The 15,200-nt window shown below is 44.0% G+C and carries 15 protein-coding genes; 10 read left to right on the top strand and 5 right to left on the bottom strand.

Features of this window, described 5'->3' with window-relative positions:
* Nucleotides 1-5: 5 nt before the first annotated feature.
* From HMPREF9447_RS24370 to HMPREF9447_RS24385, 4 genes are all read left to right on the top strand, one after another.
* On the top strand, nt 6-908 hold the full coding sequence (locus HMPREF9447_RS24370; RefSeq protein WP_009132339.1) for a DUF3737 family protein: 903 nt from the start codon (nt 6-8) through the stop codon (nt 906-908).
* Nucleotides 889-2,067: a MalY/PatB family protein gene (locus HMPREF9447_RS24375; protein ID WP_009132340.1), complete on the top strand. Its 1,179-nt coding sequence runs from the start codon at nt 889-891 to the stop codon at nt 2,065-2,067. Before HMPREF9447_RS24370 ends, HMPREF9447_RS24375 begins: the two co-directional genes overlap by 20 nt.
* Complete coding sequence (locus tag HMPREF9447_RS24380; RefSeq protein ID WP_009132341.1) at nt 2,034-2,975, top strand: EamA family transporter; 942 nt, start codon at nt 2,034-2,036, stop codon at nt 2,973-2,975. The genes HMPREF9447_RS24375 and HMPREF9447_RS24380 overlap by 34 nt, the downstream gene beginning before the upstream one ends.
* A 169-nt stretch (nt 2,976-3,144) precedes the next feature.
* The gene (locus HMPREF9447_RS24385) at nt 3,145-4,293 is read left to right on the top strand and encodes an aldo/keto reductase (protein WP_009132342.1); all 1,149 of its coding nucleotides are present in this window, start codon (nt 3,145-3,147) and stop codon (nt 4,291-4,293) included.
* On the opposite strand, the gene HMPREF9447_RS24390 is transcribed toward HMPREF9447_RS24385, so the two are convergent.
* On the bottom strand, nt 4,290-5,483 hold the full coding sequence (locus HMPREF9447_RS24390; protein WP_009132343.1) for a sugar MFS transporter: 1,194 nt from the start codon (nt 5,481-5,483) through the stop codon (nt 4,290-4,292). The genes HMPREF9447_RS24385 and HMPREF9447_RS24390 overlap by 4 nt on opposite strands.
* 193 nt (nt 5,484-5,676) lie before the next feature.
* On the opposite strand from HMPREF9447_RS24390, the gene HMPREF9447_RS24395 reads away from it, so the two are divergent.
* The 4 genes from HMPREF9447_RS24395 (at nt 5,677) to HMPREF9447_RS24415 (ending at nt 8,357) form a co-directional block, all read left to right on the top strand.
* Complete coding sequence (locus HMPREF9447_RS24395) at nt 5,677-6,228, top strand: GNAT family N-acetyltransferase (protein ID WP_009132344.1); 552 nt, start codon at nt 5,677-5,679, stop codon at nt 6,226-6,228.
* A 378-nt stretch (nt 6,229-6,606) separates the two neighbouring features.
* Nucleotides 6,607-6,891 carry an RNA recognition motif domain-containing protein gene (locus tag HMPREF9447_RS24405; protein WP_009132345.1) on the top strand — a complete coding sequence of 95 codons (285 nt, stop codon included), beginning with the start codon at nt 6,607-6,609 and terminating at the stop codon, nt 6,889-6,891.
* A 150-nt stretch (nt 6,892-7,041) separates the two neighbouring features.
* Complete coding sequence (locus HMPREF9447_RS24410; protein WP_009132346.1) at nt 7,042-8,133, top strand: NAD(P)H-dependent flavin oxidoreductase; 1,092 nt, start codon at nt 7,042-7,044, stop codon at nt 8,131-8,133.
* 17 nt (nt 8,134-8,150) lie between these two features.
* Entirely contained in the window at nt 8,151-8,357 is a 207-nt protein-coding gene (locus HMPREF9447_RS24415) for a hypothetical protein (RefSeq protein ID WP_369862749.1), read from the top strand.
* 94 nt (nt 8,358-8,451) lie between these two features.
* On the opposite strand, the gene HMPREF9447_RS24420 is transcribed toward HMPREF9447_RS24415, so the two are convergent.
* The 4 genes from HMPREF9447_RS24420 to HMPREF9447_RS24435 all read right to left on the bottom strand — a co-directional run bounded on the left by HMPREF9447_RS24420 (nt 8,452) and on the right by HMPREF9447_RS24435 (nt 12,216).
* Nucleotides 8,452-9,330 (bottom strand): VIT1/CCC1 transporter family protein, encoded by an 879-nt coding sequence (locus HMPREF9447_RS24420; RefSeq protein ID WP_009132348.1) that lies wholly within the window; start codon nt 9,328-9,330, stop codon nt 8,452-8,454.
* Nucleotides 9,331-9,461: 131 nt separating this feature from the next.
* Entirely contained in the window at nt 9,462-10,397 is a 936-nt protein-coding gene (locus tag HMPREF9447_RS24425; protein WP_009132349.1) for a DUF1848 domain-containing protein, read from the bottom strand.
* Between the two features lie 9 nt (nt 10,398-10,406).
* Nucleotides 10,407-10,928: a hypothetical protein gene (locus tag HMPREF9447_RS24430; RefSeq protein WP_009132350.1), complete on the bottom strand. Its 522-nt coding sequence runs from the start codon at nt 10,926-10,928 to the stop codon at nt 10,407-10,409.
* A gap of 103 nt (nt 10,929-11,031) precedes the next feature.
* Complete coding sequence (locus HMPREF9447_RS24435; protein WP_009132351.1) at nt 11,032-12,216, bottom strand: iron-containing alcohol dehydrogenase; 1,185 nt, start codon at nt 12,214-12,216, stop codon at nt 11,032-11,034.
* Nucleotides 12,217-12,657: 441 nt separating this feature from the next.
* Here HMPREF9447_RS24435 and HMPREF9447_RS24440 point away from each other — a divergent pair, with 441 nt between their 5' ends.
* Together HMPREF9447_RS24440 and HMPREF9447_RS24445 are read left to right on the top strand one after the other, a co-directional pair.
* Nucleotides 12,658-13,653, top strand: coding sequence for a quinone-dependent dihydroorotate dehydrogenase (locus HMPREF9447_RS24440; RefSeq protein WP_009132352.1), 996 nt, complete (start codon nt 12,658-12,660; stop codon nt 13,651-13,653).
* Nucleotides 13,654-13,716: 63 nt separating this feature from the next.
* Nucleotides 13,717-15,177 carry a 4Fe-4S dicluster domain-containing protein gene (locus HMPREF9447_RS24445; RefSeq protein ID WP_009132353.1) on the top strand — a complete coding sequence of 487 codons (1,461 nt, stop codon included), beginning with the start codon at nt 13,717-13,719 and terminating at the stop codon, nt 15,175-15,177.
* The last annotated feature ends 23 nt before the right edge of the window (nt 15,178-15,200 follow it).

Genomic DNA, 15,200 nt, shown 5'->3' on the forward strand with positions numbered 1-15,200 from the left:
AAATTATGGAAATTATCAAAAACAAAGAATTCGGAGGCGAACGCCCCCTGTTTGCCACTCACAACCTCCAACTGGAAAATGTAACCATCCATACAGGCGAGTCCGCACTGAAAGAATGCAGCAACATCATAGCAGTGAACTGCCGCTTCGAAGGGAAATACCCATACTGGCACAACAATGGCTTCACCATAAAGAACTGTTTCTTTACAGAAGGTGCCCGTGCCGCACTTTGGTACTCACAGAATGTACAAATGACGGATACCGTAGTGGAAGCACCGAAGATGTTCCGCGAAATGGACGGCATAAAACTGGAAAACGTGCAACTTCCCAATGCCTTGGAAACCCTTTGGTTCTGCCGCAATGTAGAACTCAGAAACGTACAGATTGACAAAGCCGATTACCTGTTCATACACGGTGAGAACATACGCATCGAAAATTACAGCCAGAACGGCAACTACTCATTCCAGTATTGCAAGAACGTGGAAATCCGCAATGCCATCATCAACTCCAAAGACGCTTTCTGGAATACGGAAAACGTAACGGTATACGATTCCGAACTGAATGGTGAATACCTGGGCTGGCATTCCAGAAACCTGCGTCTGGTGAACTGCAAAATTTCAGGTACGCAACCACTTTGTTATGCCCACGACCTGATTATGGAAAACTGCACAATGGCCGACGATGCCGACCTTGCATTTGAATACAGCAGTCTCCAGGCCACCATCAAAGGTCCGGTTCACAGCATAAAGAACCCACGCACGGGAAGCATCACGGCCGAAAGTTACGGAGCCGTCATCATAGACGAAAACATAAAGGCTCCCGGCAACTGCAAACTGAAACTTTGGGACGACCAGACCTGTTTTGATGAAACAACAAAAGAGATGCAATATGCCGTACAACTTCGATGAAATCATTCCACGCCGGGGCACGAATTCTTATAAATGGGATTCTGCCACGGACCCGAATGTATTGCCGATGTGGGTAGCCGATATGGATTTCCACACAGCACCTGCCGTGACGGAAGCGTTGAAAAGGCGGGTGGAGCATGGCATCTTCGGATACGTCCGTGTACCCGATGCTTACTACAATGCAACGATCAACTGGTTCAAAAGACGCCACGACTGGAGAATAGAAAAAGAGTGGATTATCTATACCTCCGGAGTAGTACCGGCGCTGTCGGCAATCATAAAAGCCCTGACCGGCCCCGGCGACAAAGTCCTGGTGCAGACTCCGGTGTATAATTGCTTCTTTTCGTCCATACGAAACAACGGATGTGAAATCGTTTCCAATCCGCTGATTTATGAGAATAAAACTTACCGGATTGATTTCGATGACTTGGAGAAGAAGGCTGCCGATAGTAAAGTCAAACTCTTGCTATTGTGCAACCCTCACAACCCCGCCGGAAGAGTATGGAACCGGGAAGAACTGATACGTATCGGTGAGATTTGCCTCCGGAATCATGTAACGGTAGTAGCGGATGAAATTCATTGTGAACTGGTTTTTCCGGAATATACCTATACGCCTTTCGCCTCCATATCGCAGGAGTTCCTGATGAATTCCGTCACTTGCATTTCCCCCAGCAAGGCGTTCAACCTGGCAGGAGTCCAGATTGCCAACATCGTATCCGCTGATACCGATGTATGCAAGAAGATAGACAAAGCCATCAATATAAACGAAGTCTGCGACGTAAATCCATTTGGAGTAGAGGCTTTGATAGCTGCCTATAATGAAGGGGAAGAATGGCTGGAAGAACTGAAAAGGTATTTGTTTGATAACTATAACTACCTGAGGAGTTTCTTCGCCGAACATCTGCCGGAGCTCCCTGTAACGAAGCTGGAAGGTACTTATCTGGTATGGGTGGATTGTTCTTCATTAAAGCGTACCTCAGAAGATATAGTGACCTCGCTATTGGAACAGGAAAAACTCTGGCTGAACGAAGGCAGCATGTACGGAGATGCCGGAGAAGGCTTTGTACGTATCAATATAGCCTGCCCGCGACAGGTATTGACAGAAGGTTTAGAAAGGTTTAAACGATGGAAGAACCAAATAAAGCAAACAGGAACATAACCGGTATCATTACCGCCTATTTCCTTATCTATGTAGTTTGGGGATCTACCTACTTCTTCATAGGTGTAGCATTAAAGGACTTGCCTCCTTTTCTGCTCGGAGCTTTACGGTTTACGGCAGCCGCACTTATACTCCTCGGCATATGCCACCTGCGGGGAGAAAGAATATTCAGAAGAAGCCTGATAAAGTGCTCTGCCGTCAGCGGAATTGTATTGCTGTTCATAGATATGGCCGTAGTGATGCTGGCACAACGCTACTTAACCAGCAGCCTGGTAGCTATCATCGCTTCTTCCACCGCACTCTGGATTCTGCTGCTGGATGCCCCGATGTGGAAAACCAATCTCCGCAATCCCCTTACAATCGCAGGTGGAATCATTGGTTTCGGAGGCGTCATATTGCTTTATATGGAACAACTCAATGCAGCAAACCTGCATCCGCACAGCGAATGCGGCATCTTACTTCTTGTTTTCGGATGCATATCCTGGGCACTGGGCACCTTGTATGCCAAATACCGTTCTTCCCGCGAAGAAGAAGTGAATGCGTTTGCCGGTTCAGGCTGGCAGATGCTTTTCGCCAGCGGTATGTTCTGGATTTGCAGTACCGTGAACGGAGATATGCAAAGGCTCGATCTGTCGGATGTTTCATCTGCAAGCTGGCTGTCGCTGGCTTATCTGATATTCTTCGGTTCCCTGCTTGCCTATTCCGCCTACGTCTGGCTGCTGAAAGTGCGGCCTGCAGCAGAAGTCGGCACCCACGCCTATGTCAATCCGTTCATTGCCGTACTTTTAGGAGTAATCCTCGGAAATGAGCAGGTGACGTTTATCCAGTTGGGCGGACTATTCATCATATTACTGGGAGTTATGCTGATAGGCAGAAAACATAAGAAACAACCACCAGAGCCCATATAAGCGTCTCCGTTTTTTCCGGATAAGTTTACTGAATAGTGTTCATCTCAAACTTTCATACATCCGCATCACTACTATTATTGTTGTTTGCAAATTTATTCGGATTATAACGGAGACGTTTTCTTTAAATATTAGTAATTTCGCGAAAACATATATAAGAAATTAAAATATCATGGAATATAGAACATTAGGAAATACCGGTTTATCAGTCAGCGCCATTGCACTGGGCTGCGAAGGTTTTATGGGTAAAACAGAAGAACAAGTATGTTCGGATATGGATTTTGCCATCCGGAAAGGAATCAACTTTATTGATATATATAGCTCTAACCCTGATTTACGGAGCAACATTGGCAAAGCGCTGACCAATCGCCGCCAACAATTTATTATCCAGGGACATCTATGCACCACTTGGGAGAACGACCAATATCTGCGGACCCGAGATATAGAGAAGACCGCCGCTTCCTTCGAAGACCAACTGGTACAGCTTAATACCGATTATCTTGATATCGGTATGATTCACTACGTGGACAGCAAAGAAGATTTCCACGAAATATTCAACGGTCCAGTCATCCGGCTGGCCCTGCGCCTGAAAGAAGAAGGAAAAATCCGCCACATCGGATTGAGCAGCCACAACCCCACCGTTGCAAGAATGGCTGTGGAAAGCGGACTGATTGAAGTGCTGATGTTCTCCATCAATCCTTGCTACGACCTGCAACCGCCCACTGAAAATGTAGATGACTTATGGGCCGATGAAAACTATGCCCATTCCCTGCAGAATATAGATCCGGAACGGGAAAGACTCTACGAGCTGTGCGAAGAGAAGGGGGTAGGAATAGATGTCATGAAAGTCTATGGCGGCGGAGATTTATTGAGTGAGATCAACTCCCCATTTGGCAAAGCTATGACACCGGTGCAATGCATCGAATATGCACTGACTCGCCCGGCTGTTGCCTCCATCATGGTGGGGTGCAGAAGTTGCGATGAAATGCAGGCAGCCATCGACTGGTGCACTGCCACCAAAGAGGAAAAAGACTACACCGCTGTAATGACAGGTATGGAAAAATTCACCTGGAAGGGGCATTGCATGTATTGTGGACATTGCGCTCCCTGCTCCGTAGGCATCGACATAGCAAGCGTGAACAAGTACTACAACCTGACCATTGCCCAGAACGAGATACCTGAGACTGTGCGTGAACACTACAAAGTCCTCACACACCACGCCTCAGAGTGCATCCAGTGCGGACAATGCGAAACGAACTGTCCTTTCGGAGTCGCCATCATCGAACAGATGGAAAAAGCGACTGAGAAATTCGGATATTAACAGAGCGAACGTTGCTTTACTTTCCACGCATAGAGCAGCACCACGATAAACGACAGCAACGGAACTATAAACGAGAAAGACATATTCGTCTGGTCGGCCACATACCCCATCATGAGCGGTCCTACCGCTCCCCCGATGGGGGACATCATCAGATAGGAAGATGCACGCTTGGTATGGTTGCCCAATCCTCTCAGCGAAAGTGCAAAAATAGTGGGGAACATGATAGCTTCGAAAGCATACCCCAGAAACAAGGCTACCAGCGACAGGATTCCTAAATCAAGGACTACCAGAGAAGTACTGATCACCGTCCCTACCGCACAGAAGAACAGCACTTTTTCCGCCCGGATATACCGCATAATCCAGCTACCGGCAAAGCGCCCGCACATGAACAAGCCTAAACCGCCGAATGAAAGCACTACAGAAGCGTCACGGGCATTCATCCAGCCGTCATCCACTACATAATTAATGAAGAAGCTATTGATAGAAATCTCAGCAATCTCGTAGCAAAACAAACTGATAATACCAAAGATGAACAGCTTGTGTGACCAGAGTCCACGTGCTCCGCCTGCTCCTACTTCTTCCTCATTTTCTCCATGAACGATTTCCGGCAAACGGATTTTGTAGAAGACCAGTGCAACTCCCAATACAATGATTCCCATCAGTGTATACGGCAGTGATATATTGCTTTCTCCTCCTTCTGAGAATAGTAATAATCCTCCGATAAGCGGACCGCAAATACAACCCAATCCATTGAAAGATTGTGCCAGATTCAACCGGCTGGCAGCTGTTTCGCGATCACCCAGCTCCGTCATGTAAGGATTAGCGGCCGTTTCCAGAAATACCAATCCGCAGGCTATAACAAATAGAGAAAACAGAAAAAAGTTGAACGACATCCAGTATTCTCCGGGTATGAAAAGCAAGGAGCCTATGCCATAAAGCAACAGGCCGAAAACGACACCTTTCCGATAACCGTACTTATTGATAAACAGTCCGGCTGGAATAGCCATCACGAAATATCCCAAATAAAACATCACCTGTACCCATGCCGAGTGGGCACGTGTAATAACCAGCACATCTTGAAAGTGTTTGTTCAGCACATCTAATATCGCATGTGCAAATCCCCACAGAAAGAACAGGGACGTAACCAGAATAAAAGGAATCTTATACTCCTTCTTTACTAAATTTTGCATACAGAACTCTTTTTTTTAAAAACCACTCAAGGTTTTTCAGCGTGCAAAGATAGCCAAGAAGTTTCATAGTACGGCAATTTCCCGTAACTTTGTGCCCGAATTAAATAGTATATATTTTCTGTGCTTCTGCTCTTTTATGCAAACAAATGAAACGCAGGAAAAGAAAAAAAATATTATCCCCTAAGAAAAAAACATGAAAACATCCCCCAAACAATACATTGAAACCCCACGACTGATTCTACGTGGTTGGAAAGAAGAAGATATTCCCACCTTTGCCCGATTGAACAAGGATGATAAAGCAATGGAATTCTTTCTCAATAAGCTTTCCTATCAGGAAACTCTCGATTTCTACAATCGTATTCAGAAAGAATTCTCTACCAACGGATACGGACTATATGCAGTGGAAAAGAAAGAAGACCATATGTTTATAGGCTATGTAGGATTACACAACATTACGTTTGATGTAGACTTTGCCCCTGCCGTAGAGATAGGCTGGCGTCTGCTCCCCGAAGTCTGGAATCAAGGATATGCCACCGAAGCAGCTTCAGCCTGTCTGGAATATGCAAAGACGACATTGGGACTGAAGGAATTATATTCCTTTACCTCACTTCCCAACAAGCGTTCGGAGCGTGTGATGCAAAAGATAGGTATGGTAAAAAATAAGGAATTCAATCACCCATTAGTCAGTCCCGGTCATCCTTTACGCAGACATGTACTATATAAAATATCCTTGGCAAATATCTAGTCAATATACTGCCCATGAGTACCTGTAAGGCACATAAAAAAGGGCTACACCCTTTATCCCGGATAGCTACACCCTTTACCCCAAAAGGTGTAGCCATCCTGGGAAAAGGGTGTAGCCTTGAAAAAGAAAAGGTTTTTATCTTTAAGGAAAAGCGCAATATACCACAGGAAGCCCTAATGCAAATAAAAAACAATTATCGCTTTTTTATTAATAAATCATGAATTAAAAGTTGCCGTATCCAACTATTGTATTACCTTTGTCGCAGTTTGAGTTACGAATCGTTATCGTATAGTTCTTCTTTTTATCCTTTATTAAGCAGACCTCTCCTTTAATTATCCCCTCACTCTTACACTAATATTTATTTAATTAAAATTTCAAATGAACATTTACATTTCAGGTTTAAGCTTTGGCACAAATGATGCCGACTTGAACGAATTATTCTCAGCGTATGGAGAGACTTCTTCAGCTAAAGTTATCATGGATAGAGAAACCGGAAGATCCAGAGGATTCGGTTTTGTAGAAATGACAAACGATGCAGAAGGACAAAAGGCAATTGACGAACTTAACGGCGCAGAATATGACCAGAAAACTATTTCGGTAACCGTTGCACGTCCTCGTGAAGAAAGACCCCGTAACAACGGCTATAATTCCAGACGTTATTAATGTCTACCCCACAAACAAGAACAGAAGATTGAATTTTCTGTTCTTGCTTTTTTTCAACCAAAACAGCAATACAAAGAAAAGAACATCGCTAAACGAATAGAATACCGGAAGTATATTTATCCGCCACAGTCTTGTTACAATATCAGTTTTATGAAGCCATTTTTTATTGGAAATATAGAGATAAAAACACCTATCATACAAGGTGGAATGGGAGTCGGAATTTCATTATCCGGCTTGGCATCAGCCGTAGCCAACGAGGGCGGCATTGGTGTTATTTCATGTGCAGGTTTAGGCTTGCTATACCCTAAAGGCAAAGGAGACTATACCGAAAAATGCATTTGCGGGCTAAAAGAAGAAATTCACAAAGCCCGCCAAAAAACGAAAGGAATCATCGGAGTGAACATCATGGTGGCCCTTTCCAATTATGCAGAGATGGTCCGTACTGCCATAAGCGAAAAAATCGATGTAGTCTTTGCCGGCGCAGGACTTCCTCTCGACTTACCTTTATACCTGACGCCGGAAAGCAAAACGAAGCTGGTACCCATCGTATCTTCTTCAAGAGCTGCAAAAATAATATGTGACAAATGGGAGAAGAATTTTGATTATCTGCCTGATGCCATAGTAGTAGAAGGTCCCAAAGCCGGAGGGCATCTGGGATTCAAGAAAGAACAGTTACAAGATGCCAAATACGCTTTGGAAGCATTGATACCCGAAGTAGTAGCTATCGCAACGAGTTATAAGGAAAGAAAAGACATTCCCGTAATTGCCGCAGGTGGAATCTCCACAGGTGAAGACATTGCACGGTTCATGCAATTGGGAGCTTCAGCCGTACAGATGGGAAGTATTTTTGTAACAACTCAAGAGTGTGATGCTTCGCAAACCTTTAAAGAGGTGTACATCCATTCCAAACCCGAAGACGTACTTATCATCGAAAGTCCCGTAGGAATGCCCGGACGAGCCATTGACGGAGAATTTATCCGCAATGTAGAGAAAGGACAGGAAAAGCCCAAGTGTTGTTCGTTCCATTGCATCAAAACGTGCGACTATCAGAAAAGTCCTTATTGCATCATCAAAGCATTGTATAATGCAGCCAAAGGCAATATGAAAAGAGGGTATGCCTTTGCAGGCAGCAACGCTTTCCTCTCCGAAAAAATACGCAGTGTGAAAGAGGTGATTACTACATTAAACAATGAATTCATCTTAGCGACCTGCCAACTGGCCCCAGCGAAAATGAAAACTTAAAAAAACAATTCGATATGATGAAAAAGAGTATTATCCGACCAGAGACAGGGTCTTCCAATCAATTAACAGAGAATGCTATCAAAGAGCACAAGAAAAAAGTGGGAGAAGTAATCCTTGTGGCAATCACTCCGCGGACAACGATTGAGCTTCCGGCTCATCTATCTCAGGCTGAAATAGCCGAACGTGTAGAGCTTTATAAGAAGCTACACAGTTCGAAAATATAGTTTCAGTTTATTTTCATCAATTGACTATAACAGAAAATCCCTGAAGTTTAACACCTCAGGGATTTTTTTATAATCACACGACGAGAACCTTTCTTTAAGCTTCTATCCCCGTCACTGTCTTCAACAAATAGCCTATCAGAAAACTTATCCCGGCTACAGAAAAACTCAGTATTGCCATTTCCGAAAAGCGGCGTTTGAAGCTCTCGTTCCGGGCTATGGCATAATAATAATTGAAGAAAGCAATGATGAGCAATGCCATTAGAAGCATAATGCATAACGCCATGACAGGGCTCGACAAAAGAATGAACGGCCCCACCAAAGCTACCACAGTAATGATATAAGCAATACCTGTATAAATAGCCGCCTTGACCGGACGTTTGTTTCGTGTCTTTTCCGATTTTGTAGAAAGATACTCAGACGAGGCCATAGAAAGTGCCGCTGCAATCCCCGTAATACTTCCGGTTAAAGCAATCAGTTTCGTATCATTCAATGCCAGCGTAAAACCTGCCAATGCTCCGGTAAATTCCACTAATGCGTCATTCAAACCAAGCACTACCGACCCCATATATTCCAACCGCTCCTCGCTAATCATTCCTATGAGTTTTTCTTCATGATGCTGTTCGTCTTGCGCCATCTCAGCAAAATGTTCCATATCGGGATAGCGAGAATAGACACTCGTTGTTTCTTTCTCTCCCAACTCCAACCGCCGGACAGCGAATGTAATGCCTAACAGGCGTACCAGCCATACATAAAAAAGGATTTCCCAACGATTGGGAGTAACCTCCCGATGGGTGTAACTGCGCAACGTAGCATAATGCCTGCTTTCATCTTCTGAAATACGTTGCAGGATTTTCCGGTTTTCCGGATCTTTTTCAATAGTTGCCAGCTTCTTATATATGATGCACGATGTGATTTCTTCCCGCTGAAAGCCAATTATCTTCTTCAACAACTCCTGCTCTGTTTCCTGTCTCATTTTTCTATAAATTAAGTAAACGCAAAATTATGCATAATCGATGTTATACAACAATCAAACCCATAATTATTTTCATGAAGACATCAGTTTTTTCTCGAAAAGAATCAGAAGACAATAAAGATACGGTTGTTTTAAAATAAGGAAAGCTGATCAGTGCGAAGACTCTTCATTTCCCGCTCCACAAGCACGGCCTCATCTCCAACTTCGCCGATCAGCATGGGAGAATTCTTGTCGTGCCTACTACGATTAAACTTCGCCGTATTATAATTACCTTTAATCGCATAACAGTAAATGCACCCGTTAAGGCAGCTTTCATAAGTACCGATATCGATGCTTTCCACACAACGGCAGATGTCCCGTTGGTTCTTGTCTTTACGGGAAAGAATAGGATAGCCTGTGATTCTTTCAATCAAGCGATTGTCAACACACAGGCCACTTGGAATGCCTATATGAGATAAGTCTATTCTGGTAGTGCAAGTATCCAGTTCCATCGACAACTCATCCGCCGTTTTCCTGAAAGCAACCGCCATCGCCTCAATATCCTCTTTTGCTAATGGCTCTATATTGAATTCACGAAGAGAGGCACGCACATGCGGATAATGGTCAATAAAACCTAACATACATTTCTCCGTATATCCTTGCAGGGCAACTGCCATTTCAGCAAACTTATCCTGATGAAAAGCTACTGTATAATATTCGTTCGTAAGAATCGGATCATACCGCCACACCACTTTTTCTTTTCCTATCCTATCGGCAAGACGCTTAAAAGTATCAATACGCTTGTCAAGTGACGGTAATTTACTTTCCAATTCCGTCCCGTAGGGATTTAGTGTAAACTGAAAATAATATTTATAGTCAGCCAACCTATCCAGTTTCTCAATCATCGGGGCCGGATTCTTTGTCCAAAACACCACACAATCAATGACAGCAGGATCTAAACTGACCCTGCTTATCATATTTGGATTATACGGATTCGGAACAAGGACATATCCTTCATTTATCCGGTTGAAAAACCATTCCGAATAAAAAGCAGGTATATCCGTCCTGCGGCTGGCACTGATTATCATACCGGCATCCTATTCTTTTTCAGACAACGGAGCCACATAATCTTCTTTAATGAACTCATCATATACCCTTTTGGGATGATCGAACGGAGCTACCCCAGTACGATTTTCATTAAAATTCTCACGCCGGAATTTTTTCAGTTTCAGATTATCTTCAGCATACTCCCTAAGTTTTCTCTTCTCTTGTCCATACAAGGAACTGGATAACACTTCAGACTCCAATAAACCTTCCTTAGGAGTGATAGATGGTAACAGATTCTGTTCCAGCAGTCCACGATAAGCCCCATTATATTCGCACCAGACATTACTACCCAGAACAAACAAGCGATAGGTGTAATTAGACCATGCTGTCTTGATAGTAATTTCACGAGCATAAATTTCTACTGTCGCTTCCGAGGCATAACTCGGATCGCGAATGACAACCAACTTCCGACCTGAAATATCTTCTTTTACCAAAGTAGACCATCTTTCACTGTGCAAGATTTCTTCAATAATTTCAGGCAGTTTTTCTTTGATTTCAAAATGTATTCTCATATTCTTTGCCTGTGGGTCAGGACTTTTTTATTACCCTCAATTTGATATATGCCCCTAAAGATAACGAAAATTCATTTGAAAAACAATAAGTGCCGCGAAAATATTATCCATTTGCCATCTGATAGATATTTTCCATATCTTCACGATACAATATCTTCAAATTTCCTGTCGTTCCCTTTCCGCCGGAACTGCACTTATCCGCCATCACTCTGATTTCGTCATCAGTGGCCTGTCGTCCTATCAGCTGACAGATGCTGACAGGCATCCCGATAGCACGATAGAAATTCTCCATGGCTTCAATACCCGCCAAAGCTGTATGTTCAGCCGATTTAAAATCATTCGTCACTCCCATCACATTTACGGCAAACTGTGCAAAGCGTGTCACATTTTCTTTATAAACATATCGCGCCCAACTCCCCCAAAGAGCAGCCAGACCCGCACCATGAGCCACATCGAAGAGTGCGCTTAATTCATGTTCAAGTTGATGTGTAGCCCAGTCTCCGGTGGTTCCGCATCCCGTCAGGTCATTGTGTGCCAAACTGCCGGCCCACATAATTTGTGCACGGTGAGCGTAATTTTCCGGGGCTTTCAGCACTTCAAAAGCATTGTCCTTCACGGTGCGAAGAATACCTTCGGCCACAGCATCCGTCACGGTCATGTCATCATCATGAGAGAAATAACGCTCCATCGTGTGCATCATGATATCCGTCACGCCGCATGCCGTCTGATAGTTGGGCAATGTAAAAGTGCGTTCCGGATTCATTACCGCAAATTTGCAACGGCATAAATCATTGGAATACCCTTTCTTCAAGTCACCGTTTTCGTTAGTGATTACAGTGCTGTTACTCATTTCACTGCCTGCCGCCGGAATCGTCAGTACGGCAGCCACCGGAAGACAAGCTTCCGCCCTCGCCTCGCCCATATAGAAGTCCCAGACATCACCCTCATAAGGCACACCGAAGGCTATTGCTTTCGCAGAATCGATGACACTACCGCCACCTACGGCAAGAATAAAATCAATACTCTCTTTCCGGCACAACTCAATACCTTCATGTACCATCGACAGACGTGGATTAGGTACTACCCCACCAAATTTTATATAAGTGATACCTTCCGCTTCCAACACCCGGCAAATTTTGTTGAGTAAACCGGAACGTTCGGCACTCTGTCCACCATAATGTACCAGAACATTCGTTCCACCATATTGTTTCACCAGTTTCCCTGTTTTCTCTTCCGAAGCTGCTCCAAACACAACTTCCGTGGGAGCATAATAAGTAAAGTCTCTCATTGTTCGATATGATTGCTTGGTTATTATACAAAGATAAAACACTAATATTAAAGATACAAGGTTTATAGAAGTTATAACCTGCCAAAGGAATTATTCACACTTCTTTAATCCTACACGACAAACTCTTCTTCATTCTTTATTTTCTTCTATATATACTTGATGATTACTTATAGCAAATTCGGTTCTTTACCATAAAAGGAGCTATTTAACCGAATTTGTACCGAGTTTATACCGAGTATGTACCGAATCTATATCGAATTTATTATATACACTCTCTCTTACTTAAATATATGGGCAATTTACAAAACTTGTATCCATTCATTCTCGTTCCCTATTCCTATCCATTCAGAATATAACTTTTCTTTATGTCTGATAAAAGAGTATGAATAGGTTATCCGGACAGAATGGCATAGCTTTGTAACGAATTAAACAGAATATATCATGTATAAGCAAATTATTCGTCCATTACTTTTTTTGTTGAGCCCCGAGAGAGTACACTCTCTCCTATTGTCCGCTTTGCAGTGCTATGGTCGCTTGCCGTTCGTTCGCTCCTGGGTACGCCGCTATTACAAAGCTACGGATAAGCAATTGGTCTGGAACCAGCTCGTCTTTAAGAACCGGATCGGGCTTTCTGCCGGATTTGACAAGGGCGCCGAAGTTTTCAACGAACTTGCCGATTTCGGATTTGGCTTTATCGAAGTAGGAACCGTGACACCGGATGGTCAGCCAGGCAATCCAAAGCCGCGCATTTTCCGTCTGCCGAAAGCTGCTTCACTGATTTCAAGGACAGGATTTAATAACCCCGGATTAGACATTGTGAAACGTAACTTAGAAAACAAAACGGATGCATATTTGCTCGGCATCAATATCAATAAGAATCCCCAATCTGAAAAAGAAGAAGCCGTGAACGATTTCTTAAGACTATATGCCGGCCTGTATGGTCTGGCGGACTATTTCACACTGAACTGGGGGTCCATAGAGGTGACTTTGATGCATAAGGTTCTGGAAACGCTCACCGCCTTCCGGAGTAAACAGAAGAATTATCGTCCTATACTCCTGAAAGTACCTGCCGATATTACTACCGAAGGAATGGATGCAGTGCTTAATTGTATACAGACCTACAGACTGCAAGGAGTGATAGCCACCGGACCTACAATGGATCGTTCAAATCTATCCCCTTACACTTCCATTCAACTGGAAACTATCGGTGCAGGCGGAGTAAGCGGAAAAGGGATTGGAAATAAGTCCATCGAGGCCGTAAAATACCTGCGTTCCCACAGCGAGAAAGGTATGTTGATTATAGGCGCAGGCGGCATGATGACTCCTGAAGATGCCAGGAAGATGCTGGCAGCCGGAGCGAATCTGATACAGATTTACTCCTCTTTCATCTACGAAGGGCCGGCAATTGTTAAGAATATGATTAAAGCTATCCATTAGAATAAGAAACAATCGTTATCTTTGCACGGTAATTACCAACTAACTAATTCCGATATAAATATTATGGCATTTACCAACAACATTATGATTGTCCGCCACAGATTGCTGACAGAGCTGGTAAAATTGTGGAGAGATAACGAACTTGTAGAAAAAATAGACCGTCTTCCCATCGAACTGAGTCCGAGAAGATCAAAGCATGCCGGGCGTTGCTGTGTACATAAAGAACGTGCCGTATGGAAATACAAATCGTTGCCGCTACTTGGCTTGGACATGGAAGATGAACAAGACGAATTAACCCCATTGTCAGAGTACGCAGCGCGTGCACTGGACAGAGCCGAAAATGGGAAACCGAAAGATAACATCATGTGCGTGATTGACGAAGCATGTTCGGCTTGCGTACAGATTAATTACGAAATCACCAACCTTTGCCGTGGTTGCACTGCCCGCAGTTGCCAGACCAACTGCCCCAAAAAAGCTGTCCACGTGAAAGAAAGCGGACAGGCATGGATAGACCATGACGAGTGCATCAGTTGCGGTATCTGCCACAAGAATTGTCCGTATCATGCAATCGTTTATATCCCCGTGCCTTGTGAAGAAGCCTGTCCGGTAAAAGCTATCAGCAAGGATAAAAAAGGTATCGAGCATATTGACGAAAGTAAATGTATCTATTGCGGAAAGTGCCTCAACGCTTGTCCGTTCGGAGCTATCTTCGAGGTGTCGCAAGTATTCGACGTCCTGCATAAGATACGTAAGGGAGAAAAAGTAGTGGCTATTGTTGCCCCATCCATTCTGGGACAATTCAAAACAACCATCGAACAAGTGTATGGCGCTCTCAAAGCCGTGGGATTTGCAGATGTCATCGAGGTGGCACAGGGAGCCATGGATACCGTCAGCAACGAGGCACACGAATTGATAGAGAAACTGGAAGAAGGGCAGAAATTCATGACCACTTCTTGTTGTCCGTCGTACATCGAACTGGTAAATAAGCATGTGCCGGGAATGAAGCCCTACGTATCGAGCACCGGATCGCCTATGTACTATTCCGCACGTATCGCGAAAGAGAAACATCCGGACGCGAAAGTAGTGTTCATCGGTCCTTGTGTGGCCAAGCGAAAAGAAGCACAATGGGATGATGCAGTGGACTTTGTCATGACTTTCGAAGAAGTGGCATCCGTATTGGACGGACTGGACATCCAGCTGGAACAGACACATCCTTATAGCATGTCATTTGCATCCGTACGCGAAGCACATGGATTTGCACAGGCAGGTGGTGTAATGGGGGCTGTAAAGGCTTATCTGAAAGAGGAAGCTGACAATATTAATGCCATTCAAGTAGCTAACCTGGATAAAAAGACTATCGGTTCTCTGCGTGCTTATGCCAAATCGGGTAAAGCTCCGGGACAGTTCATTGAAGTGATGGCATGCGAAGGCGGATGTATCACAGGACCTTGTACGCACAATGAAATTGCAGCCGGTAAGCGTCAGTTTGTACAGGAATTGGCGAAGCAGGAAAAGACTTATTAGATAAGTAGTAAGTAGTTAGTAGT

This window comes from Bacteroides oleiciplenus YIT 12058 (genome assembly GCF_000315485.1).
GTDB lineage: Bacteria > Bacteroidota > Bacteroidia > Bacteroidales > Bacteroidaceae > Bacteroides > Bacteroides oleiciplenus.

Bases quoted from the DNA above. Each gene is read 5' to 3' on its own strand.
- HMPREF9447_RS24425 (WP_009132349.1), bottom strand. From the start codon at position 10,397: ATGATAATCAGTGCCAGCCGCAGGACGGATATACCTGCTTTTTATTCG.
- HMPREF9447_RS24440 (WP_009132352.1), top strand. From the start codon at position 12,658: ATGTATAAGCAAATTATTCGTCCATTACTTTTTTTGTTGAGCCCCGAG.
- HMPREF9447_RS24435 (WP_009132351.1), bottom strand. From the start codon at position 12,216: ATGAGAGACTTTACTTATTATGCTCCCACGGAAGTTGTGTTTGGAGCA.
- HMPREF9447_RS24370 (WP_009132339.1), top strand. From the start codon at position 6: ATGGAAATTATCAAAAACAAAGAATTCGGAGGCGAACGCCCCCTGTTT.
- HMPREF9447_RS24390 (WP_009132343.1), bottom strand. From the start codon at position 5,483: ATGCAAAATTTAGTAAAGAAGGAGTATAAGATTCCTTTTATTCTGGTT.
- HMPREF9447_RS24415 (WP_369862749.1), top strand. From the start codon at position 8,151: ATGAAAAAGAGTATTATCCGACCAGAGACAGGGTCTTCCAATCAATTA.
- HMPREF9447_RS24420 (WP_009132348.1), bottom strand. From the start codon at position 9,330: ATGAGACAGGAAACAGAGCAGGAGTTGTTGAAGAAGATAATTGGCTTT.
- HMPREF9447_RS24380 (WP_009132341.1), top strand. From the start codon at position 2,034: ATGGAAGAACCAAATAAAGCAAACAGGAACATAACCGGTATCATTACC.
- HMPREF9447_RS24445 (WP_009132353.1), top strand. From the start codon at position 13,717: ATGGCATTTACCAACAACATTATGATTGTCCGCCACAGATTGCTGACA.
- HMPREF9447_RS24405 (WP_009132345.1), top strand. From the start codon at position 6,607: ATGAACATTTACATTTCAGGTTTAAGCTTTGGCACAAATGATGCCGAC.
- HMPREF9447_RS24385 (WP_009132342.1), top strand. From the start codon at position 3,145: ATGGAATATAGAACATTAGGAAATACCGGTTTATCAGTCAGCGCCATT.
- HMPREF9447_RS24410 (WP_009132346.1), top strand. From the start codon at position 7,042: ATGAAGCCATTTTTTATTGGAAATATAGAGATAAAAACACCTATCATA.
- HMPREF9447_RS24395 (WP_009132344.1), top strand. From the start codon at position 5,677: ATGAAAACATCCCCCAAACAATACATTGAAACCCCACGACTGATTCTA.
- HMPREF9447_RS24375 (WP_009132340.1), top strand. From the start codon at position 889: ATGCCGTACAACTTCGATGAAATCATTCCACGCCGGGGCACGAATTCT.
- HMPREF9447_RS24430 (WP_009132350.1), bottom strand. From the start codon at position 10,928: ATGAGAATACATTTTGAAATCAAAGAAAAACTGCCTGAAATTATTGAA.